Annotated in this window: 16 protein-coding genes and 1 pseudogene; 9 read left to right on the top strand and 8 right to left on the bottom strand. The window is 71.9% G+C overall.

Features of this window, described 5'->3' with window-relative positions; translation table 11 throughout:
* The first annotated feature begins 356 nt into the window (after positions 1-356).
* The 8 genes from ACFYQ5_RS09380 (at position 357) to ACFYQ5_RS09345 (ending at position 10326) form a co-directional block, all read left to right on the top strand.
* A complete protein-coding gene (locus tag ACFYQ5_RS09380) occupies positions 357-1889 on the top strand; it encodes an aldehyde dehydrogenase family protein (protein ID WP_389195440.1) in 1533 nt (510 codons plus the stop codon).
* Between the two features lie 79 nt (positions 1890-1968).
* Positions 1969-3540: a GMC family oxidoreductase gene (locus tag ACFYQ5_RS09375; RefSeq protein ID WP_389195437.1), complete on the top strand. Its 1572-nt coding sequence runs from the start codon at positions 1969-1971 to the stop codon at positions 3538-3540.
* On the top strand, positions 3537-4601 hold the full coding sequence (locus ACFYQ5_RS09370) for a glycine betaine/L-proline ABC transporter ATP-binding protein (protein ID WP_389195434.1): 1065 nt from the start codon (positions 3537-3539) through the stop codon (positions 4599-4601). Before ACFYQ5_RS09375 ends, ACFYQ5_RS09370 begins: the two co-directional genes overlap by 4 nt.
* Entirely contained in the window at positions 4601-6583 is a 1983-nt protein-coding gene (locus ACFYQ5_RS09365) for an ABC transporter permease (protein ID WP_389195432.1), read from the top strand. The genes ACFYQ5_RS09370 and ACFYQ5_RS09365 overlap by 1 nt, the downstream gene beginning before the upstream one ends.
* Before the next feature lies 1 nt (position 6584).
* The gene (locus ACFYQ5_RS09360) at positions 6585-7574 is read left to right on the top strand and encodes an ABC transporter substrate-binding protein (protein WP_389195429.1); all 990 of its coding nucleotides are present in this window, start codon (positions 6585-6587) and stop codon (positions 7572-7574) included.
* 124 nt (positions 7575-7698) lie between these two features.
* Complete coding sequence (locus tag ACFYQ5_RS09355) at positions 7699-8268, top strand: PadR family transcriptional regulator (RefSeq protein WP_389195426.1); 570 nt, start codon at positions 7699-7701, stop codon at positions 8266-8268.
* Complete coding sequence (locus ACFYQ5_RS09350) at positions 8265-9005, top strand: ABC transporter ATP-binding protein (RefSeq protein ID WP_389195422.1); 741 nt, start codon at positions 8265-8267, stop codon at positions 9003-9005. Before ACFYQ5_RS09355 ends, ACFYQ5_RS09350 begins: the two co-directional genes overlap by 4 nt.
* Complete coding sequence (locus tag ACFYQ5_RS09345; RefSeq protein WP_389195419.1) at positions 8995-10326, top strand: FtsX-like permease family protein; 1332 nt, start codon at positions 8995-8997, stop codon at positions 10324-10326. Before ACFYQ5_RS09350 ends, ACFYQ5_RS09345 begins: the two co-directional genes overlap by 11 nt.
* Here ACFYQ5_RS09345 and ACFYQ5_RS09340 read toward each other — a convergent pair.
* From ACFYQ5_RS09340 to xylB, 8 genes are all read right to left on the bottom strand, one after another.
* Positions 10319-11515, bottom strand: a complete 1197-nt coding sequence (locus ACFYQ5_RS09340; protein ID WP_389195416.1) for a low temperature requirement protein A — start codon at positions 11513-11515, stop codon at positions 10319-10321. The genes ACFYQ5_RS09345 and ACFYQ5_RS09340 overlap by 8 nt on opposite strands.
* Positions 11516-11681: 166 nt before the next feature.
* Positions 11682-12209 (bottom strand): DinB family protein, encoded by a 528-nt coding sequence (locus ACFYQ5_RS09335; RefSeq protein ID WP_389195413.1) that lies wholly within the window; start codon positions 12207-12209, stop codon positions 11682-11684.
* A 93-nt stretch (positions 12210-12302) separates the two neighbouring features.
* On the bottom strand, positions 12303-12569 hold the full coding sequence (locus ACFYQ5_RS09330) for a hypothetical protein (protein ID WP_389195410.1): 267 nt from the start codon (positions 12567-12569) through the stop codon (positions 12303-12305).
* Positions 12570-12791: 222 nt separating this feature from the next.
* Positions 12792-14684, bottom strand: coding sequence for an ABC transporter ATP-binding protein (locus ACFYQ5_RS09325; RefSeq protein WP_389195408.1), 1893 nt, complete (start codon positions 14682-14684; stop codon positions 12792-12794).
* A gap of 96 nt (positions 14685-14780) precedes the next feature.
* Entirely contained in the window at positions 14781-16148 is a 1368-nt protein-coding gene (locus ACFYQ5_RS09320; protein WP_389195405.1) for a cytochrome P450, read from the bottom strand.
* Between the two features lie 153 nt (positions 16149-16301).
* Positions 16302-17129: a hypothetical protein gene (locus ACFYQ5_RS09315; protein WP_389195403.1), complete on the bottom strand. Its 828-nt coding sequence runs from the start codon at positions 17127-17129 to the stop codon at positions 16302-16304.
* Entirely contained in the window at positions 17129-18409 is a 1281-nt protein-coding gene (locus ACFYQ5_RS09310) for a VWA domain-containing protein (RefSeq protein WP_389195401.1), read from the bottom strand. Before ACFYQ5_RS09310 ends, ACFYQ5_RS09315 begins: the two co-directional genes overlap by 1 nt.
* A 71-nt stretch (positions 18410-18480) precedes the next feature.
* Positions 18481-19968 (bottom strand): xylulokinase, encoded by a 1488-nt coding sequence (gene xylB, locus ACFYQ5_RS09305; protein WP_389195398.1) that lies wholly within the window; start codon positions 19966-19968, stop codon positions 18481-18483.
* Between the two features lie 221 nt (positions 19969-20189).
* Between xylB and ACFYQ5_RS09300 the strand changes: the two are divergent.
* Positions 20190-20313, top strand: a pseudogene (locus tag ACFYQ5_RS09300) (xylose isomerase); the annotation flags it as partial.

Here is a 20313-nt window from a genome sequence, read left to right as displayed (position 1 = left end):
CCGGTAGCCCCGCTCGCCCCGAACGCGGCCCGGTCCCCGCCCGTGAACCGGCCCACGCCGCCCACGGGGGCCGGTGACGCCGGTGCCACGTACAGCTCGCGTGCCGACGTGCACCACGCGAAGCCGCCGGGGCGCCCCATCCGGTCACAGACCGGCCCGAACGGCCACCCTCCGTGACTTCGCCGGCATGGTCGCCGGACCCCTCACGTGAGCCGTGTCACCCAGAGTGAATTCATCGGCATACATCTCGCCGGATCGGGGAGGGGTCCAGGCTGCTGGTGCCGAACCCTGCGCGCCGGCTCATGTGCTCGGCCGGACCGGTGCGGAGCAATCAGGCACGGAAGGCAGATCACTACATGTCGGCTCCCCATTCGTCGGCTCATCCCCCCGCCGCCCTGGAAACCCTCCACATCGACGGCACCTGGAGCGCGGCGGCGTCAGGCGCGACGCGCGAGATCCTCGACCCCGCCGACGCCACCGTCCTCGCCCTCGTCTCCGAGGCCGGCACCGAGGACACCGACGCGGCCGTGGCCGCCGCGCGCCGTGCCTTCGACGACGGCCCCTGGCCCCACCGGCCCGTCGCCGAGCGAGCCGAGCTGCTGCGCAGGGTCGCCGGGCTCCTCCAGCGGGACCGCGAGGAGATCGCGATCACCGAGAGCCGTGACACCGGCAAGACCCTGGAGGAGGGCCGCGTCGACGTCGACGACGTCACCAACGCCTTCCGCTACTTCGCCGACCTCGTCATGAACGAGAGCGGCGGCCGCGTCGTCGACGCCGGTGACCCCGACGTGCACAGCGTCGTCGTGCACGAGCCGGTCGGCGTCTGCGCCCTCATCGCCCCGTGGAACTACCCGCTGCTCCAGTCCAGCTGGAAGATCGCCCCCGCCCTCGCCGCCGGCAACACCTTCGTGCTCAAGCCCAGCGAGGTCACCCCGCTCTCCACCGTCCACCTGATCCGGCTGCTCGCCGAAGCAGGACTGCCCGACGGTGCCGCCAACCTCGTCACCGGCGCCGGTGACCCCGTCGGCGCCCGGCTCTCCGAACACCCGGACGTCGACCTCGTCTCCTTCACCGGCGGACTCGCCAGTGGCACGAAGGTCGCCCAGGCCGCCGCGCCCACCGTCAAGAAGGTGGCCCTGGAGCTCGGCGGCAAGAACCCCAACGTCGTGTTCGCCGACGCGTGCGCCACCGACGAGGGCTTCGACACCACCGTCGACCAGGCGCTGAACGCCGCGTTCTTCCACAGCGGCCAGGTCTGCTCGGCCGGGGCCCGCCTCATCATCGAGGAGTCCGTCCGCGAGCGCTTCGTCACCGAACTCGCCCGCCGCGCCGACGCGATCCGGCTCGGCCGGGGCACCGTCGACGGAGTCGAGTGCGGCCCGCTCGTCTCCGCGCAGCAGCTCGCCAAGGTCGAGGCGTATGTCGCGTCGGCCCGCGAGGAGGGCGCGGTCGTCCGCTCCGGCGGCGCCCGCCCCGAGCCGTCGGACATCCGGCCCGCGAGCGGCTACTTCTACCGGCCGACCGTCCTGGACGGCTGCCACCGGGAGATGAAGGTGGTCCGCGAGGAGACCTTCGGTCCGATCCTCACCGTCGAGACCTTCCGCACCGAGGAAGAAGCCGTCACCCTGGCCAACGACACGGACTACGGCCTCGCGGGCGCCGTGTGGACCACCGACGCGGGCCGCGCCCGGCGCGTCGCGGGCCGGCTGCGGCACGGCACCGTGTGGATCAACGACTACCACCCCTACCTCCCGCAGGCCGAGTGGGGCGGCTTCGGGAAGTCCGGCACGGGCCGTGAGCTCGGCCCCACCGGGCTCGCCGAGTACCGCGAGTCCAAGCACATCTACCAGAACCTGAACCCCCGCCCCCAGCGCTGGTTCGCGGGCTGACACCGGGAACGGCCCTTCCCCCCCCACCTGTTCGCAGTACCACGCACACGCAAGCACCTTGCAGAAGGAGCAGTGACCGATGCCTCCGTCCCCCAGCACCGCACGCCCCGAACCCGTGGACTACGTGATCGTCGGAGGCGGCACCGCCGGCTCGGTCATCGCCTCCCGCCTCACCGAGGACCCCGACGTCACCGTCACCGTCATCGAGGGCGGCCCGACCGACATCGACCGCGAGGACGTCCTCACCCTCCGGCGCTGGCTCGGCCTCCTCGGCGGCGACCTCGACTACGACTACCCCACCACCGAACAGCCCCGCGGCAACTCCCACATCCGGCACAGCCGCGCCCGCGTCCTCGGCGGCTGTTCCTCGCACAACACGCTGATCAGCTTCAAGCCGCTGCCCGGCGACTGGGACGAATGGGCCGAGGCCGGCGCCGACGGCTGGGACGCCGCCGCGATGGACCCCTACTTCGCCCGGCTGCGCAACAACATCGTGCCCGTCGACGAGAAGGACCGGAACGCCATCGCCCGCGACTTCGTCGACGCCGCCCAGGCGGCGGCCGGAGTCCCGCGCGTCGACAGCTTCAACAAGAAGCCCTTCCACGAGGGCGCCGGCTTCTTCGACCTCGCCTACCACCCGGAGAACAACAAGCGCTCCTCCGCGTCCGTCGCCTATCTCCACCCGCACATCGAGGCCGGTGACCGCCCCAACCTCTCGATCCTGCTGGAGACATGGGCGTACCGCCTGGAGTTCGACGGCGACCGGGCCACCGGGGTGCACGTGCGCACCAAGGACGGCGAGGAGCTGCTGCTGCGCGCCGCCCGTGAAGTCATCGTCTGCGCGGGCGCGGTCGACACCCCGCGGCTGCTGATGCACTCCGGAATCGGACCGGCGAAGGACCTCACCGCACTCGGTATCCCCGTCCTCCACGACGCCCCGGGCGTCGGCGAGAACCTGCTCGACCACCCCGAGTCGGTCATCGTCTGGGAGACGGACGGGCCCATCCCGGAGAACTCCGCGATGGACTCCGACGCGGGCCTCTTCGTGCGCCGGGACCCCGATTCCCGAGGCCCCGACCTGATGTTCCACTTCTACCAGATCCCCTTCACCGACAACCCGGAGCGCCTCGGCTACGAGAAGCCCGAGCACGGTGTGTCGATGACCCCGAACATCCCCAAGCCGCGCAGCCGTGGCCGGCTCTACCTCACCAGCGCCGATCCCGAGGTCAAGCCCGCCCTGGACTTCCGCTACTTCACCGACGAGGACGACTACGACGGCCGCACCCTGGTCGACGGCATCAAGCTCGCCCGCGAGATAGCGAAGAGCGAACCACTGGCGCACTGGCTCAAGCGCGAGGTGTGCCCCGGGCCCGAGGTCACGTCCGACGAGGACATCAGCGAGTACGCCCGCAAGGTCGCGCACACCGTCTACCACCCGGCCGGCACCTGCCGCATCGGGTCCGTGGGCGACCCGGACGCCGTCGTCGACCCGCAGTTGCGCATCCAGGGCCTGGAGGGCATCCGCATCGCCGACGCGTCCGTCTTCCCGACCATGCCCGCCGTGAACCCCATGATCGGTGTGCTGATGGTGGGCGAGAAGTGCGCCGAGCTGCTCCGAGCGACCCCGACCACCGGAGGCGATGTCCGATGAGCGAAGCCAGTACCCCTGTGTTCAGCGTCCGGAACCTCTGGAAGGTGTTCGGGCCCAAGGCCGATCGCATCCCGGGCAGCGAACACGCGGCCCTGAGCCCCACCGAACTGCGCGAGCGCACCGGCTGCACCGCCGCCGTGCGCGACGTCTCCTTCGACGTCGAAAAGGGCGAGGTCTTCGTCGTCATGGGCCTCTCGGGCTCCGGCAAGTCCACCCTCGTACGCTGTCTGACCCGGCTCATCGAGCCCACCAGCGGCACCCTCGCCATCGACGGCGAGGACGTCCTGGGCATGGACACCACCCGGCTGCGTGAACTGCGCCGCCACCGCGCCGCGATGGTCTTCCAGCACTTCGGGCTGCTGCCGCACCGCACGGTCCTCGACAACGTCGCCTACGGCCTGGAGATCCAGGGCCTCGGCAGGACCGAACGGCGCGCCAAGGCCGCCGAACTGGTCGAGAAGGTCGGCCTCGCGGGCCTGGAGGACCGTCGGCCCGCCCAGCTCTCCGGCGGGCAGCAGCAGCGCGTCGGGCTGGCCCGCGCGCTCGCCGTCGACCCCTCGGTCCTCCTCTTCGATGAACCGTTCAGCGCACTCGACCCGCTGATCCGGCGTGAGATGCAGGACGAGGTCGTCCGGCTGCACCGCGAGGAGGGCCGCACCATGGTCTTCATCACCCACGACCTCAGCGAGGCGCTCCGCCTGGGCACCCGCATCGCGCTGATGCGCGACGGCGGCATCGTCCAGCTCGGCACCCCCGAGGAGATCGTCGGGTCGCCCGCCGACGACTACGTCCGCGAATTCGTCCGGGACGTCCCGCGCGAGCAGGTCCTCACCGTCGCCAGCGCCATGCGTCCGCCGACCGCCGACGAGAGCGGCAACGGCCCCGCCGTCCTCCCCGGGGCCACCGTCTCCGAAGCCATCGAGGCCGTCGCCCGCTCCGGCGACCCGGTCGCCCGCGTCATGGAGGACGGCAGGCTGCTCGGCGTCGTCGACCACGCGTGTCTGCTCGGTGTCGTCGCGGGGCCTCACGGGGCCCCGGGAGCCCGTGAGGTGACCGTCTGATGGCCACCGCGCAAGCCACCACCCGTACCGCCTCCGGACCCCCGGGGAGCGGCCCGCTCGCCGTCCTGCGCGCCCGGCCGGCCCTGGGCAAGATCCTTCTGCTGCTCGTGCTCGCCTTCGCCGCAGTGCCCTTCGCGCACGCCCGCTGGGGCGGCGGGGTCTGGCCCGGCGCACTGACCGTCGACCTGAGCGGACCGCTCGGCGAGGTCAACGACTGGATCATCGGCAACCGCGACAGCCACCCGCTGTTCCTCTACTTCTTCGGCCACATCAGCAACGCCGTGGTCCTGTCGGTGCGCGGCGTCTACCTCGCGCTCCTCGCACTCGGCTGGGCCGGTGTCACCGCCGTGGCCGCGCTCGTCGCCTGGCGGACGGCCGGTTGGCGCCTCGCGCTGACCGCCGGAGCGTCCTTCCTCGTCTGCGGGCTGCTCGGCATGTGGGTGCCGACCATGCAGACCCTCGCCCTGATGACCGTCGCCGTCCTCGCCTCGGTGGTGCTGGGCCTGCTCCTCGGGCTCGCCGCCGGCCTCTCCGACCGTACGTTCCGTGTCCTGCGCCCCGTGCTGGACACCATGCAGGTGCTGCCCGCCTTCGCCTATCTGCTGCCCGTCGTGCTGGTCTTCGGCATCGGCGTCCCCGGCGCGGTCCTCGCGACCGTCGTCTACGCCGCTCCGCCGATGGCCCGGCTCACCGCACTCGGACTGCGCGGCGCCGACGCGGGCGTCATGGAAGCCGTCGCCTCGCTCGGCGCGACCGGCCGGCAGCGCCTGTTCAGCGCCCGGCTGCCGCTGGCCCGCAAGGAGCTGCTCCTCGGCCTCAACCAGACCATCATGATGGCGCTGTCCATGGCCGTCATCGCCTCCGTGATCGGCGCAGGCGGTCTCGGCGACCGCGTCTACCAGGCGCTCTCCTCCGTCGACGTCGGCGCCGCGCTCGCCGCGGGCATCCCCATCGTGCTGCTGGCCGTCGTCCTGGACCGTACGACCGAGGCGGCAGGCCGGAAGGCCGGCACGGAACCCACCGGTCCGGTGGCCCTGCGCGGGGCGCGCGGCTGGGGGCTCGCCGCCCTGATCGCCGCGGCCGTCGCCGTCGTGGGCCGCTTCACGGGCGGCCGCATCTGGCCCGAGGGCGGCGTCGTCGCCATCGCGGGGCCGGTCAACACGGCCAAGGACTGGATGGTCGACCACCTCTACACCGGCATCCCCGTCGTCGGCGGCACCGCCGACTGGGCCGCCCACTTCACCAACTGGATCCTCAACCCGCTCCGCAGCGGACTGCAGGGACTTCCCTGGTGGTCCGTCCTGCTGATCGTCGCCGCCCTCGCCTGGACCATCGGCACCTGGCGCACCGCGCTCACCGCCGTGCTGGCCATGGCGGCCATCGGGGTACTCGGCGTCTGGGACCTGTCGATGGACACCCTCAGCCAGGTCATCGCCGCCGTGGCGGTCACCCTGGTCCTGGGCTTCGGCATCGCCGTCGGCGCCGCGCGCAGCCGACGCCTCGAACGCATGCTGCGCCCCGTCCTGGACGTCTTCCAGACCATGCCGCAGTTCGTCTACCTCATCCCGGTCGTCGCCCTCTTCGGCGTGGGCCGCGCCCCCGCCGCCGCGGCGGCGGTCGTCTACGCGCTGCCCGCCGTCGTCCGCATCACGACCCAGGGCCTGCGGGGTGTCGACCCCGCCGCGATGGAGTGCGCCCGCTCGCTGGGTGCCACCAGCGGTCAGCAACTGCGCCAGGTCCAGATCCCGCTGGCGAGGCCCGCACTGCTGCTGGCCGTCAACCAGGGCGTCGTCCTGGTCCTCGCGGTCGTCATCATCGGCGGCCTCGTCGGCTCCGGCGCACTCGGCTACGAGGTCGTCTTCGGTCTCGCCCAGGGCGACCTGGCCACCGGCCTCGTCGCGGGCGCCGCGATCGTCTGCCTGGGACTGATGCTGGACCGGGTCACCCAGCCCACCGCCCGCCGCCAGCGGAAGGAGAGCTGACATGGCTCGCACCCGTACCCGTACCCGCGCCCGTCTCCGTACGTCCGCGATCGTCGCCTCGGCCGGCGCGCTGCTGGCCGTCACCGGCTGCGGCGCGGCGGACATGACCAAGCAGGCGTCCCCGTTCGCGGCCCCCGCGGACATCAAGACCGTCACCCTCTCCGTCCAGTCCTGGGTCGGCGCGCAGGCCAACGTGGCCGTCGCGCAGAAGATCCTCGAGGACGAACTGGGCTACCGCGTCGATCTCGTCCAGACGGACGAGGTACCCGCCTGGGACGCCCTGAGCCAGGGCCGGGTGGACGCCATCCTGGAGGACTGGGGCCACCCCGACCAGGAGCAGCTGTACGTCAAGGACAAGAAGACGATCGTCTCCGGCGGCGACCTCGGAGTCACGGGCCACATCGGCTGGTACGTCCCCAAGTACTGGGCGGACGAGCACCCCGACGTCACCGACTGGAAGAACCTCGACAAGTACGCCGGCGAACTGCGCACCGCGGAGAGCGGCGACAAGGGCCAGCTGATGGACGGTTCGCCGTCCTACGTCACCAACGACAAGGCGCTGGTGAAGAATCTCGGCCTGGACTACAAGGTCGTCTTCGCCGGTTCCGAGGCCGCGCAGATCACCCAGATGCAGCAGTTCGCCAAGGAGAAGAAGCCCTTCCTCAGCTACTGGTACCAGCCGCAGTGGCTGTTCAACGACGTGCCGATGGTCGAGGTGAAGCTCCCGGAGTACTCCGACGCCTGCGCGGCCAAGGACCCGGCGGACATCGACTGCGCGTACCCGACGACCCCGCTCCAGAAGTACCTCAACGCGGACTTCTCGAAGCGCGGCGGGGACGCGGCGGCCTTCCTGAAGAAGTTCACCTGGTCGGAGAAGGACCAGAACGAGGTGTCCAAGTTGATCGCGTCCGATCGGCTGTCGCCCGACGAGGCGGCCGCACGCTGGATCGAGGAACACCCCGCCACCTGGAAGAAGTGGCTGGACCGGTGACCTGAGCCGGGGACCCCTCCGCCTCGCCGTCAGCCGCCGCGGCACCTGCCGTGGCGGCTGGCGCGTGTCGGGTCCTCAGCAGCTTCTATTCACTCAGTACATGTACTGAGGATATAGTGCGCGTATGAGTACCCGTCATGTCCTCCTGGGCCTGCTCGCGGCCGGGCCCTGCCACGGCTACGACCTGAAGCGGCAGTACGACGCCCGCTTCCCGCAGGCCCGCCCACTCGCTTACGGGCAGGTCTACACGACGCTGCAACGCCTGGTACGCGACGGTCTGGCCGCAGTCGACGGCACCGACTCCGACGGCGGACCGGAACGGACCCTGTACCGGTCCACCGGTGAGGGATCACGTGAACTGGGCCGCTGGGCCGAGGAGATCACCGCGCCCGCCCCCTTCGTGACGAACGAGATCTTCGCGAAGGTCGTGATCTCGATCCTCGTCGCCGCGGCCCCCGCGCAGCCGGGTCGGGACGGACGGAAGCCCGACGCCGCAGCGCATCTGCGGGCGCAGCGCGCGGCCCACATGGAACGGATGCGCGAGCTCACCGCGCTCAAGACCGCGCCGGGCGCCGATCTCAGCACGGTGCTCTCCGCCGACTACGCCCTTGTCCATCTCGACGCCGACGTGCGGTGGATGACCACCACCACGGCCCGCATCGACACCTTGACCGCGGAGGTCAACGCAGTATGAACACACGGGAAGAACAGCCCTCATCGGAGGCGGGCGCGCTGATCTCGGCGCGCGGTCTGCGGAAGTCGTACGGGAGGACCGAGGCGCTGCGAGGCGCTTCCCTCGACCTCCACGAAGGCGAGATCCTGGCCGTCACGGGCACGAGCGGCAGCGGGAAGTCCACCCTGCTGCACTGTCTGTCGGGGATCGTCCGCCCCGACGAGGGCGTCGTCACCTACGGGGGCGAGCAGCTCGGCCTGCTGTCCGAGGCACGGCTGAGCGAGTTCCGGCGCCATGACTTCGGGGTGGTGTTCCAGTTCGGGCAGCTGATCCCCGAGCTCACCGCGCTCGACAACGTGGCGCTGCCGCTGCTGCTCGCGGGTATCCGTCGAGGCCCGGCGAACGAGAGGGCGGGGGAGTGGCTGGAGCGCTTCGGCGTCCGTGGGCAGGCGGACCTGCGCCCTGGCGAGATGAGTGGCGGGCAGAGCCAACGGGTCGCCCTGGCAAGGGCTTTGGTCACCGGGCCCAAGGCGGTCTTCGCGGACGAGCCGACCGGGGCCCTCGACACGCTCGCCGGGGAACAGGTGATGACCGCTCTGGTGCACACCGCGAAGGAAGCGGGCACGGCGGTGCTGCTGATCACCCACGACGCGCAGATCGCGGCGTACGCGGACCGCGAGGTGGCGCTGCGTGACGGGGTCGTCCACTCGGGCTCGGCCGATACCGTCGGTCGGGAGGCGGCTCGCCATGAAGGCTGACATCCGCATCGCATGGATCCTCGCGCGCGGCTCGGAACGCCGCGAGTGGTGGAGGATCTCGCTCACCCTGCTGGGTGCCCTGCTCGCCACGGGCTTCGCCCTCGGGGCGGCGACGGTCGCCGCCGTGCAAGGGCAGGTCTCGATCCCGTACGCCCACGGCCTGCTCGACCGGCCCGGCGAGCGCGCGGGGGTGGTGCTCACGCTCGTGCTGCTGCTGATCCCGGTGCTCGGCTTCCTCGGCCAGTGCGCGCGCATCGGTGCCGTGCACCGGCGTCGTCGGATGGCCGGGATGCGGCTCGCCGGGGCATCTCCCGCACAGGTGCGGAGAATCGCCGCGGTGGAGTCCGCGCTCGCCTGCCTGGCCGGCTCGTCGGCAGGCTTCGCCGCGTTCGCCGTGCTCCTCGCCGTAGCGGGACACACCCCGCCTCCGGTGGCCTGGGCGGGCTTCGTGGTGGTCGTGCTCGCCGTACCGGTAGTCGCCGCGCTGGTGAGCGTCTTCGCGCTGCGTCACGTGGCCGCTTCACCCCTCGACCGGATGCGCGGAACGGGCCCGGACCGAGGACGCCGGGCGGCGATCGTCTCCCTGCTCGCGGTCGGGCTGATCGCCGCGGCGGGGCTGCTCCATCTGTCCCCGGCCGGCAGGAGCGTGAAGCCGCTCGCGCTGCTGGTCCTCGGTGTGGTGCTCCTCACCGGGGCGGGCTCGATCTGGGCGGCAGGTGCGTTCGCGGCGTTCATGGGCCGCAGGCTCACCCTCCGCGCGAAGAGCCCGGCGGTACTCATCGCCGCGAGCCGCCTCGCGCACGACCCGTGGGCGGCCGCCCGCACCCATGCCGCCCTGTTGCTGGTCACGGTCGTCGGCGTGGCTTTCGTGGGGGTCCGCGGGGTACTGCTCGCGGCGCTGGGGAAAGTCGGCTACCGGCCGGTGGACCTCGCCTTCTACACCACCGGCATCGACCTCGCCGGAGCCGCCGTGCTGGTCGCCCTGGCGATCAGCCTCTGCGGACTCGCCGTGGGCACCGCCGAGTCGCTGGCCACCCGCCGCAGGGGGCTGGCGGCGCAGGCCGCCGCCGGCGTGCCCCACACGATCCTCGCCCGAGCCACGCTCCTGGAGACGGCGGTCCCTCTGGCCCCCGCACTTCTGCTCGCGGGCGCCGGAGGAACGGTGGTGTACGTGGCGTACGCCACCGTCGCGAGCGGACCCGTCCCCCTGCTGCCGCTGCTCGTACCCGTGGCCGTCCACGCGGCCTGTCTGTTGGCCGCGGCGACCTCGCTGCCCCTCCTGCGGCGCGTAGCGCACCCGGCCGAACTGCGGTTCACGTAGCGTCCTTCGGGAGATCCGCCCCGCCTCGCGCTCGCTCCGCCACCACGAGCGTCGCGGCGACGAGGGCGGCGGCGAGGATGCCGGTACCGAGTACCGGAACCGGGGTGAACGTCATGGCCAGCACGGCGAGTACGGCTACGGGGTGGATGAGGTCGTTCCGGCTGCGGAGTTCGTCCGCCCGGTGGTGCAGCAGCCACACCAGGGTGATGAAGACGGCCGCCGGGACGGTGAACGTCGCTGCGGCGGCGCGGTCGGAGAGGTGACCGTGACCGGTGGCGTGGGCGACGTTGACCGCGAGTCCGGCGCCGACCGCGGCCGCCGAGGCGAAGACCAGGTAGTGGCCGTAGCCCCACAGGATCGCCGCCTTGAGGCCGGTGAGCCGTCGCGGGGCGTTCTGCGAGAAGTAGAGCCACCACAGGGCGAACACGGTCAGTACGCCGCCGACGACCAGGGTCGCGATGTCGCCGAGTGCCGCCTCGTCGTCGAGGGCGGTACGGACGGCCGCGGTGGCCGCGGTCATGGTCTCGCCGAGCACGATGAGGGTGAACAGGCCGTACCGTTCGGCGATGTGGTGAGGGTGCCAGGTGGTCATGGCCGCGCTCTCGGCCCACACGGGGACAGCGATCTCGGCCAGGACCAGGACGGCGAACAACGGCAGCCCCCAGTCCTCGGGCAAGGCCAGCCGGGCCACCCAGCCGACCTGCACGACGAGGATGCCGACCGCGTAGCGCAGGCAGGAGCGCCGGCGTTCGGGGTCGGAGCGGGCGGCGCGCAGCCACTGCGTGACCATGGCGAGCCGCATGACGACGTAGCCCCAGGTGATGACGGTGAAGTCCTCGTGTGCGAGGGCTTCACCCGCCCCGGCGGCCACGACGAGCGCACCGGCGATCTGGACCAGTGTGAGCAGCCGGTACGGGACGTCGTCGGTGTCGTACGCGGAGGCGAACCAGGTGAAGTTCATCCAGGCCCACCAGATCGCGAAGAACACCATCGCGTAGCCGAGGATCCCGTGCCCGATGTGGCCCTCGGCGAGTTCGTGCTCGAAGGCGACCGACGCCTGGGCGACCGCGGCGACGAAGCACAGGTCGAAGAACAGCTCGAGCATGGTCGCCGAACGGTGTTCCTCGCCGGTGTGGCGGGCGGTCATCGGGCGGATCCATGCGCCGAAGGGGGAGTGTGACTGACTCATGCGTACCCGGTTTCAGCGGTGGGAGGGGCAGTGCGGGCCGCGGCCGGGATGACCGGCTCGACGGGCATCGGTCACGTTACGAGCGGCCCACGGAGGCGTGCAACGCCGACGGGCCGCACGTCGGCGGCCCGGAGCAGGCTCCGCCGGACCGGACCCGACGAGCCGCTCAGCCGGTGGACACGGCACGCATGAGGCGGATCTGGCCGATCTCCGCCACATTCTTCATCAGCTCGGCGTTCGCCCACGCCACCGTGTGGGCGACCGTGTGCTCGGGGTCGTTCGCCCACGAGAACGGGGCGGTGGCGTCAAGATCCGTGTCGTCGAGGCTCTCCAGCACCCCCAGCCACTCCTCCCGGAGCTCACGCAGCCGGCTGACGGTTCTCCCGGCGTCACCCGGCCAGGCCACCTCGGTCCGGTCCTTCGGCTTCCGGCCCAGGGAATGCGCGATCGTCGTACTCCACCACCAGTCGATGTGCCAGCTCAGCCAACCGATCGTCGGAACCGGAACGGGATCGGGTTCGGTCTCGGCCCAGTCCGGTATCCACCGTCCGTCAGCCTGCTGACGCACGGTCCAGCAGAGGGGGGCGGGCTCCCACAGGAGGTCTTCAGGATCGAGCCGCTCGAGGTGGTACTCGAAGAGCGACCAAATCAGGTCGAACTGGCGGCGCAGCAGGTCACATCGGGGAGCGTTCACCGGGTGACCTTGGCACAACCCGCGGCCTCGCCCAAGCGCATTTCCGGTCGGCGGCCGTCGGCCCTCACCCCTGCCGGGCCCCGAAGGGCGCGCTCAGAAGGACGTGACGACGACCCGTGCGACATCGGGGTCGCGGAGGGCGGCGTATCCGGCGTCGATGTCGGCCAGGGTGATCTTCCGGGAGACGAGGTCGTCGAGGTTCATGCGCCCCCGCAGATACAGGTCCGCGTAGCGGGGGATGTCACGCCGCGGGTTCCCGGATCCCATGATCAGCCCCTGGATCCGCTTCTGCTGCAGCAACAGCCGGGGCAGTGACAGCGTCAGGTCTCCTCCGCTCCCCGCCAGGCCCGCGACGTACACGGCGCCCCCGAGGGCCGTGGTCGTCGACCGCCTTGAAGTGGATACCCATGGGGTTCCTTCCACCTCGGTGAGATACAAGAATCCGTAGTATGTATCATTGTTGCGCCCCGGGGGTCAGGGGGGCGGAACGGCTTGTCCGGCGGCGCCGTGCAAGGGCGTGCGACCGTCCGTGCCGGCCGGGGAGACCGGCCGGCACGGACGGGACCACGCGGCGTACGCCGTTCAACGGACGGGCGGGACCGCCTTCTCCGCTCCCGGCCGGTCGAACTGGACGCGGTGCAGCTCCTCGTACCGCCCTCCGGCGGCCAGCAGCGTCTCGTGGGTGCCCCGTTCGACGACCCGGCCGTCCTCGACCACCAGGATCAGGTCCGCGGCCCGCACCGTCGACAGGCGGTGGGCGATCACCACGGCCGTACGGCCGGCCAGGGCCTCGGTCAGTGCCTCCTGGACGGCCGCCTCCGAGGTGGAGTCCAGGTGTGCGGTCGCCTCGTCCAGGATCACCACCCGCTGACGGGCCAGCAGCAGCCGGGCGATGGTGAGCCGCTGGCGTTCGCCGCCGGAGAGACGGTAGCCGCGCTCGCCGACCACCGTGTCCAGTCCCTCGGGCAGCGATGCCACCAGACCGTCCAGGCGGGAGCGGCGCAGCGCGTCCCAGATCTCCTCCTCGGTGGCCTCCGGCCGGGCGAGCAACAGATTGGCCCGCACCGACTCGTGGAAGAGGTGCCCGTCCTGGGTGACCATGCCGAGCGTCTCGCGGATCGAGTCGGCCGTCAGATCGCGTACGTCGACGCCGTTCAGCCGCACGGCGCCGGCGTCGGTGTCGTACAGCCGGGGGAGCAGCTGTGCGATCGTCGACTTCCCGGCTCCGGACGATCCGACGAGCGCGACCATCCGGCCCGGCTCGGCGGTGAAGGACACGTCGTGCAGCACCTGCGTGCCGCCTCCCGAGTCGAGCGTGGCGACCTCCTCGAGTGAGGCGAGGGAGACCTTGTCGGCGGAGGGGTAGCCGAAGGAGACCCCGTCGAACTCCACGGACACCGGCCCGTCCGGCACTCGGCGGGCGTCGGGCTTCTCGGCGATCAGCGGCCGGAGGTCGAGGATCTCGAAGACCCGCTCGAAGCTGACCAGGGCGCTCATCACCTCGACCCGGGCGCCCGCCAGTGCGGTCAGCGGGGCGTAGAGGCGGGTGAGGAGCAGGGCCAGGGCGACGACGGCCCCGGGCTCCAGGCTGCCGCGCAGGGCGTAGTAGCCGCCGAGCCCGTAGACGAGGGCGAGGGCCAGCGCCGACACCAGGGTGAGCGCGGTGATGAAGGTGGACTGGAGCATCGCCGTGCGTACGCCGATGTCGCGCACCCGGCCCGCCCGGGCGGCGAACTCGGCGGACTCGTCGGCGGGGCGGCCGAAGAGCTTGACGAGGGTCGCGCCGGGCGCCGAGAAGCGCTCGGTCATCTGGGTGCCCATGGTGGCGTTGTGGGCGGCGGCCTCCCGCTGGAGCCCCGCCATCCGGGAGCCCATCCGGCGGGCGGGGACGACGAACACCGGCAGCAGCACCAGGGCGAGCAGGGTGATCTGCCAGGAGATGGTGAGCATCACGGCCAGGGTCAGCAGCAGGGTGACGAGATTGGAGACCACGCCCGACAGGGTGTTGCTGAACGCGCGCTGGGCGCCGATCACGTCGTTGTTGAGCCTGCTGACCAGCGCGCCGGTCCGGGTGCGGGTGAAGAAGGCGACGGGCATCCGCTGGACGTGGTCGAACACGGAGGTACGCAGATCGAGGATCAGCCCTTCACCGAGGGTGGCGGAAAGCCACCGGGTGAGGAGCCCGAGCCCCGCCTCGGCCACGGCGATCAGGGCGATGAGCAGGGCGATCCAGGTGATCGTGCCGGCATCCCGGCCCTGCACGATCGCGTCGACGACCCGCCCCGCCAGTACCGGGGTGGCCACCGCCAGCAGGGCGGTCACCACACTGAGGAGCAGGAAGCGGAGGATCCTGCCCCGGTGCGGCCGGGCGAACGCCGCGATGCGGTGCAGCGTGGCCCTGGAAAAGGGCCTGCGGTCCTTCTCCGCGTTGATCGTGCTGTGCAGCGAATGCCACGCGGTGACTTCCATGTCCATGAGGTGCCTCCGGAGTCGGTCGGTATACACGGCACGCTAGGACCTGAAGCAAACTTGAGGTCAAGCGTTCCCGGCCCGCTTCACCCGTCGGCGCGTTCAGCGCGCCCGTACGGTCGCCATGACCTCCCGGTCCGGCTGCAGCGTCAGCGCCGGCACGGGGTTGACGGTGCCCGGGTCCAACTCCAGCTGGAACCGGCGCGCCAGCACGGCGAGGATCAGCACCGCCTCGACCATCGCGAAGCGCGTACCGAGGCAGACCCGGGGGCCGCCGCCGAACGGATACCAGGCGTACTCCGGGATCTCGTCCCCGGCTTCCGCGTCCCAGCGCTCCGGGCGGAACGCCTCGGGCTCGGGGAACCACCGCTCATCCCGGTGCGTGACCCACTGGCTGCTCCACACCCGCGTGCCCTCCGGCATCGGGATGCCGCCGATCCGGGCGCCCTCCTTGGCGATGCCGGTGATCAGCCAGATCGTCGGGTACAGCCGGAGGGTCTCCTTCACCACTGCCTGGGCGTACGGCAGTTGTGCGTAGTCGTCGATGCCCGGCTCGCGGTCGCCGAGGACCCGGTCCAGCTCCTCGGTGAGCGCCGCCAGGGCCTGCGGGGCGCGGGAGAGCAGATACCAGGTCCACACCAGCGTGGAACTGGTCGTCTCGTGACCGCCGATGTAGAGGGTGACCGTCTCGTCGCGGATCTCCTGGTCGGAGAGGCGCGCACCGCTCTCGTCCACCGCGGTGAGCAGCCGGCTCAGCAGGTCGGGGCGTTCCCCGTCCCCGTCGCGGTGACGGGCCACCACGCGTCCGACCTCCGCGTCGATCACCGCGGCGGCCTTCTTGATCCTGGCCCGCCCCGGCGTCGGCACCCAGTCGGGCAGGACGGCTCCGAGGCCGCTGAACTCCTTGCCGATCTCCTGCTGGGCGATGTCCATGGCGCGGCCCATCGACTCGGCGTCGGCCGGTGTGTCCACGCCGAAGATGGTGCGCACGGCGATCTTCTGCGTCAGCGCCGCCATCTCCCGCTTGATGTCGACGCGTTCGCCGCCGGACCAGGTGTCGGCCAGCTCCACCGCGCACGCCGTCATCGTGGCGGCGTACGACTTCACCTGCTTGGGCCGCACCGACGGCTGTACCAGCGACCGCTTGCGCCGCCATTCGGTACCGCGTGCGACGACGACACCGTTGCCCATGACCGTACGGAAGGCGATGCCCAGCAGCGGCTGGTCGAAGGTGCGTTCCGTCTCGGTGAGCAGCTCGCCGACGCACTCCGGGTCGGCGATGAAGACGCAGTCGTGGCGACCGAAGCGCCACCTCACCATGTCCCCGTGCCGGCGCAGGCGCTCGAAGAAGCCGAGAGGGTCCTTGCCGAACTGCGGCAGGCTCCCCAGGAGGGGGAGCCCCCTCGGCCCCTGGACGAGCCTGTGACCGCGCGGCTCGGCGTCGAGGGCCGCACCGGGTTCCGTGGACATGGGAATCTCCCGTCATCTGCCGTGCGCAGTAAGTGAGTTGCAGAGCCTAATGCCAGTCGTCGCGAGTTCGACGAGGGTTCGCCGTGCCGGGGCCCGGCATGCCTGAGGGCCGCAGGCGGTGGCCTGCGGCCCTCGAGCCGGGGTGTTGCGCGGTCAGACCCCCGGAGGTACCCGGGACGGGCGGCCGCCGCCGCGGGTGAGTCCGTAGCCGAACACCGCCGCCAGCGCGGCGAGTACGCCGCCGCCGGCGGTCCACAGCCAGCGGTCGGTCCACCAGGCGGAGGACCAGCCGTCCTCGGGCTCGCTGCCGAGCGAGGTGGTGCCGCTCTGCGCCGAGGCGGCGGACACGCCCGGCACCAGGGGCTCGGCGAGGGCGCCGTCCACGTCGTGGGCGCCGCCCTGGTCGGCCGCGGTGACCTCGGTCTCGACGTGGACCGGCAGGCCCAGGTCCTCCTCGGCCAGGCCGACCACCGTCAGGCGTACGTAGTAGCTGCCGGGCAGCGGGTCGGACGCCCACGGCTCGGACCAGGCGCGCACCGTACGCAGCACGCAGGACAGCTCGACGGTGCCCGCGTCCGGAGCCGCCTTCCTGGTCTGGTGGCCGTACACGCAGGCCTGCCGACGACGGAGCCCGTCGTACACATCGACCTGCCACGTCGACGCGCCGTGCCGGGTGGCACTCTCCGGAAGGCTCACCTTCGCGCGGACGGTGGGGCGTTGCCCGGCGTCGGCAGGGAAGGTCCAGTACAGGTAGTCACCCGTGGACGCGTCCGCGGTGGCCGTCTGCTCCTGCTGGATCTCCGTGGCGGTGCGGAAGGTGGTGCCCGCCTCCGTCGGCCCCGCTGTCCCGCCCTCCGCCGGGCTCGCGCTCGCGGACGGGTCGTCGGCGACGGCGGCGCCCCCCGAGGTGAGCAGGGTGACGGCGGCCAGCAGCGCGCCCACGCATCCGCGTCTCAGGTTGTTCCTGCGGGTCGTACGCATCAGTTGGTCCTCCATACGGCGACGCGCCAGCGCGAGATCCAGCCGAACAGCAGACCGGCGATCAGTCCGGTCAGCACCATGGCGCCCAGCAGCCACCAGCCACGGCCCAGGCCGAACGCGGCGACGTCGGCGGCCTCGTCGGGGGCGTCCACCAGGTCGATGGTCAGCTCGACCGGCATGCCGGGTGTGGTCTTCACGGAGGCGGGCGCCGAGAAGGAGTTGCTGAGCTGGAGACAGACGGCCTCGGCGGCGGGCTTCACGTCGGAGTCGTCGACGGCGTCCTGTTCGGACTTCGGGTAGCGCAGCCCGGCGGAGATGGCGTCGGTACGCCCCGTGCCGGATTCCGCACCCCGGACGATCTCACGGCCGTGCGTGGTCACGGCGCGCAGCAGGACGCCGTAGTCGTCGTGCACGGCGCGGTCCGCCCCGACACTCACCGAGGCGCGCAGTTCCTGGCCCGGCAGGACGTCCACCCGGTACCAGCGGTGCTTGCCGATCTCCTGCCGGTCGGTGTAGAGCCCGGCCTTCAGCTCGGGGGCCGCGGAGCAGCTGCCCGCGCCCTCGGTCGCCACGGGGGTGATGACCGGCTCGGCCGCCCGGTCGACCAACTGCTTGACGCGGCCGGAGAGTTCATCGGTGTGCTGGACGGCCGTGTAGGTGCCGCCGGTGGCCTCGGCGATACAGGTCAGCTGCTGCCGGATCTTGGCGTTCGGCACCAGGCCCAGGGTGTCGATGACGAGGTGGATTCCCCGGGCGGCGATGTCACGCGCGACCTCGCAGGGGTCGAGCGGGCCGCAGGTGTCCTCGCCGTCGGTGATCAGGACGATCCGCCGGGTGGCGTCCCCGCCCTCGAGGTCGTCGGCCGCGCCGAGCAGGGCGGGTCCGATCGGGGTCCAGCCGGTCGGCGCCAGAGTGGCGACGGCGGTCTTGGCCTCGGTGCGGTCGAGCGGGCCGACCGGGTAGAGCTGCCTGGTGTCCTTGCAGCCGACCTTCCGGTCGTCGCCGGGATAGTCGGCACCGAGCGTACGGATGCCGAGCTCCACCTCCTCGGGCACCGCGTCCAGGACGTCGTTGAACGCCTGCTTGGCGGCGGATATGCGGGACTCCCCGTCGATGTCGCGGGTGCGCATGGAGCCGCTGACGTCAAGGACCAGTTCGACCTTGGGCGACGCGGCGGTGGGAGGTTCGTCGGCGGCGGCCGGAAGGGCGGTGCCCAGCCCGGCGGCCAGGGTGGCGAGCACGACGCACACCCCGGCCGTCAGCCGTTTTCTTATGATCATCGCCGGATCCTATTGAAGATCCACAGTCATCCCCAAAACACGCGCGACGGACGCGGTTTCGGGGCCCTGCCTCATCCGCCGAGGAGGGGCTCCGCCGCCCTGTCCAGCACCGAACCCACGCGCTCCCAGGCCTCGGTGTCCCGTTCCACCGGCGGGAGTTCGGCGTCGGCGTCCTGCGACTTCGCGTTCCAGCGGGTCGCGATGGCGACCGGGTCTCCGCCGCCCGCCGCGGAAGCGGCCAGCGCGGCCGCGCCGAGCGCGACCAGTTCGCCGCTGCCCGGCACGATCAGGGGCCTGCCGGAGAGCCGGCGCACGGTCTCCACCCAGGTGCGGCCCTGGGCGCCGCCGCCGATCAGCCGCAACGGCCTGCCGGCGACCTCGGGGTCGGCCGGGTCGAGGCCGCACGCCCGCAGCAGTTCGTCGAGCGCCCGCAGCACGGTGAAGGCCGCGCCCTCGTACGCCGCGCCCAGCAGCTGCTGCGGTGTGGTGTCGTGCCGCAGGCCGGTGAGAAGCCCGGACGAGGTGGGCAGGTCCGGGGTGCGTTCGCCGTCCAGGTACGGAAGGAGGACCGCCTCGCCGCCGGGCGTCGCGTCGTCGCGGTGCAGGCCGAGCAGGGTGGCCACCTTGTCGACGGCCAGGGTGCAGTTGAGGGTGCAGGCCAGCGGGAGGTACGTGCCGTCGGCGGCGGCGAACCCCGAGAGGGCCGTGGAGGCGGGCCGGGCCCGGGAGGCGGCGAACACCGTGCCCGAGGTGCCGAGGCTCAGGACGGGGTGGTCCAGCAGTCCGGCGCCGCCCAGGCCGAGGCCCACGGCGGCGCTCATGTTGTCCCCGGTGCCGGCCGCGACGGCGATCCCGGCCGGCAGGCCGAGCGCCCCGGCCGCCGCCTCGGTCAGGGAGCCGATGCGGGTCCCGCCCGTGGCGGCGACCTCCGGCAGCATGGAGAGGTCCAGGCCGAGGCGGTCCAGCAGCTCCGGGTCGTACGCGCCCGTCGCGGTGGAGTACCAGCAGGTGCCCGACGCGTCGCCAGGGTCCGTCGCCGCGACGCCCGCGAGCCGCTCCGTGAGGAAGTCGTGGGGCAGCCGCACGGAAGCCGTCGCCTCGGCGTTCACCGGGTCGTTCTCGCGCAGCCACCGCCACTTCGTCGCGGTCATGGACGCGACGGGCACCGTGCCGGTGCGCGCGGTCCACGCCTCCGGCCCGCCCAGCTCGGCGATCAGTGCCGCGGCCTGCGGCGCGGAGCGCGTGTCGTTCCACAGGAGTGCGGGGCGCAGCGGACGGCCGGACCGGTCGAGGGTCACGAGGCCGTGCTGCTGTCCCGCGACGGCGATGCCGGTGACGGAGGACGCGGAGAGTCCGGACTCCTTGAGCCCGGCCGCGACGGCGTCGCACAGCGCCCGCCACCAGACCTCGGGGTCGGTCTCGCGCGCCCCGCCCTCACCCGTGACGACGTGGGGGGCGCGGCCGACGGCGAGCAGCTCACCGGTCTCGGTGTCGGTGATCGCAGCCTTGGTCGACTGGGTGGAGCTGTCCACGCCGATGACGACGGTACGCGGCGGCATGGGCTACCTCTTCTCGTGCGGTTTTGGTGATGCGGGTTTTGGGAGTGCGACGAACAAATTACGTGATGGACGGCGTGCGGAACAGGGGCGGCCCTCGTTTCGTGCTCCGGGGGGGTTACGTCCGCGCGGTGCCGTGTGCATAATTAATCAGGTCAGTGAACAAATAGGTCCGGGGTACTGACGACGGCTCCGGGCCCGAGGCAGGCGAAGGCGGACACATCATGTCGGACCGTTTCACTCCCACCCCCGAGGACAGGTTCACCTTCGGTCTCTGGACCGTGGGCTGGCGTGGCAACGACCCGTTCGGTGACGCGACGCGTCCCGCCCTGGACCCGGTCGAGTCGG

Origin of the sequence: Streptomyces sp. NPDC005794 (genome assembly GCF_042871445.1) — a bacterium.
GTDB lineage: Bacteria > Actinomycetota > Actinomycetes > Streptomycetales > Streptomycetaceae > Streptomyces.
Note: the sequence above shows the minus strand (reverse complement) of the source record. Positions and strands in the feature narration are given on the sequence as shown.

Excerpts from the sequence above, each read along its gene's own strand:
- ACFYQ5_RS09380 (WP_389195440.1), top strand. The coding sequence starts at position 357 with ATGTCGGCTCCCCATTCGTCGGCTCATCCCCCCGCCGCCCTGGAAACC.
- ACFYQ5_RS09310 (WP_389195401.1), bottom strand. The coding sequence starts at position 18,409 with ATGATCATAAGAAAACGGCTGACGGCCGGGGTGTGCGTCGTGCTCGCC.
- ACFYQ5_RS09340 (WP_389195416.1), bottom strand. The coding sequence starts at position 11,515 with ATGAGTCAGTCACACTCCCCCTTCGGCGCATGGATCCGCCCGATGACC.
- ACFYQ5_RS09360 (WP_389195429.1), top strand. The coding sequence starts at position 6,585 with ATGGCTCGCACCCGTACCCGTACCCGCGCCCGTCTCCGTACGTCCGCG.
- ACFYQ5_RS09320 (WP_389195405.1), bottom strand. The coding sequence starts at position 16,148 with ATGTCCACGGAACCCGGTGCGGCCCTCGACGCCGAGCCGCGCGGTCAC.
- ACFYQ5_RS09315 (WP_389195403.1), bottom strand. The coding sequence starts at position 17,129 with ATGCGTACGACCCGCAGGAACAACCTGAGACGCGGATGCGTGGGCGCG.
- ACFYQ5_RS09355 (WP_389195426.1), top strand. The coding sequence starts at position 7,699 with ATGAGTACCCGTCATGTCCTCCTGGGCCTGCTCGCGGCCGGGCCCTGC.
- ACFYQ5_RS09370 (WP_389195434.1), top strand. The coding sequence starts at position 3,537 with ATGAGCGAAGCCAGTACCCCTGTGTTCAGCGTCCGGAACCTCTGGAAG.
- ACFYQ5_RS09365 (WP_389195432.1), top strand. The coding sequence starts at position 4,601 with ATGGCCACCGCGCAAGCCACCACCCGTACCGCCTCCGGACCCCCGGGG.
- ACFYQ5_RS09325 (WP_389195408.1), bottom strand. The coding sequence starts at position 14,684 with ATGGACATGGAAGTCACCGCGTGGCATTCGCTGCACAGCACGATCAAC.
- ACFYQ5_RS09350 (WP_389195422.1), top strand. The coding sequence starts at position 8,265 with ATGAACACACGGGAAGAACAGCCCTCATCGGAGGCGGGCGCGCTGATC.
- ACFYQ5_RS09345 (WP_389195419.1), top strand. The coding sequence starts at position 8,995 with ATGAAGGCTGACATCCGCATCGCATGGATCCTCGCGCGCGGCTCGGAA.
- ACFYQ5_RS09375 (WP_389195437.1), top strand. The coding sequence starts at position 1,969 with ATGCCTCCGTCCCCCAGCACCGCACGCCCCGAACCCGTGGACTACGTG.
- xylB (WP_389195398.1), bottom strand. The coding sequence starts at position 19,968 with ATGCCGCCGCGTACCGTCGTCATCGGCGTGGACAGCTCCACCCAGTCG.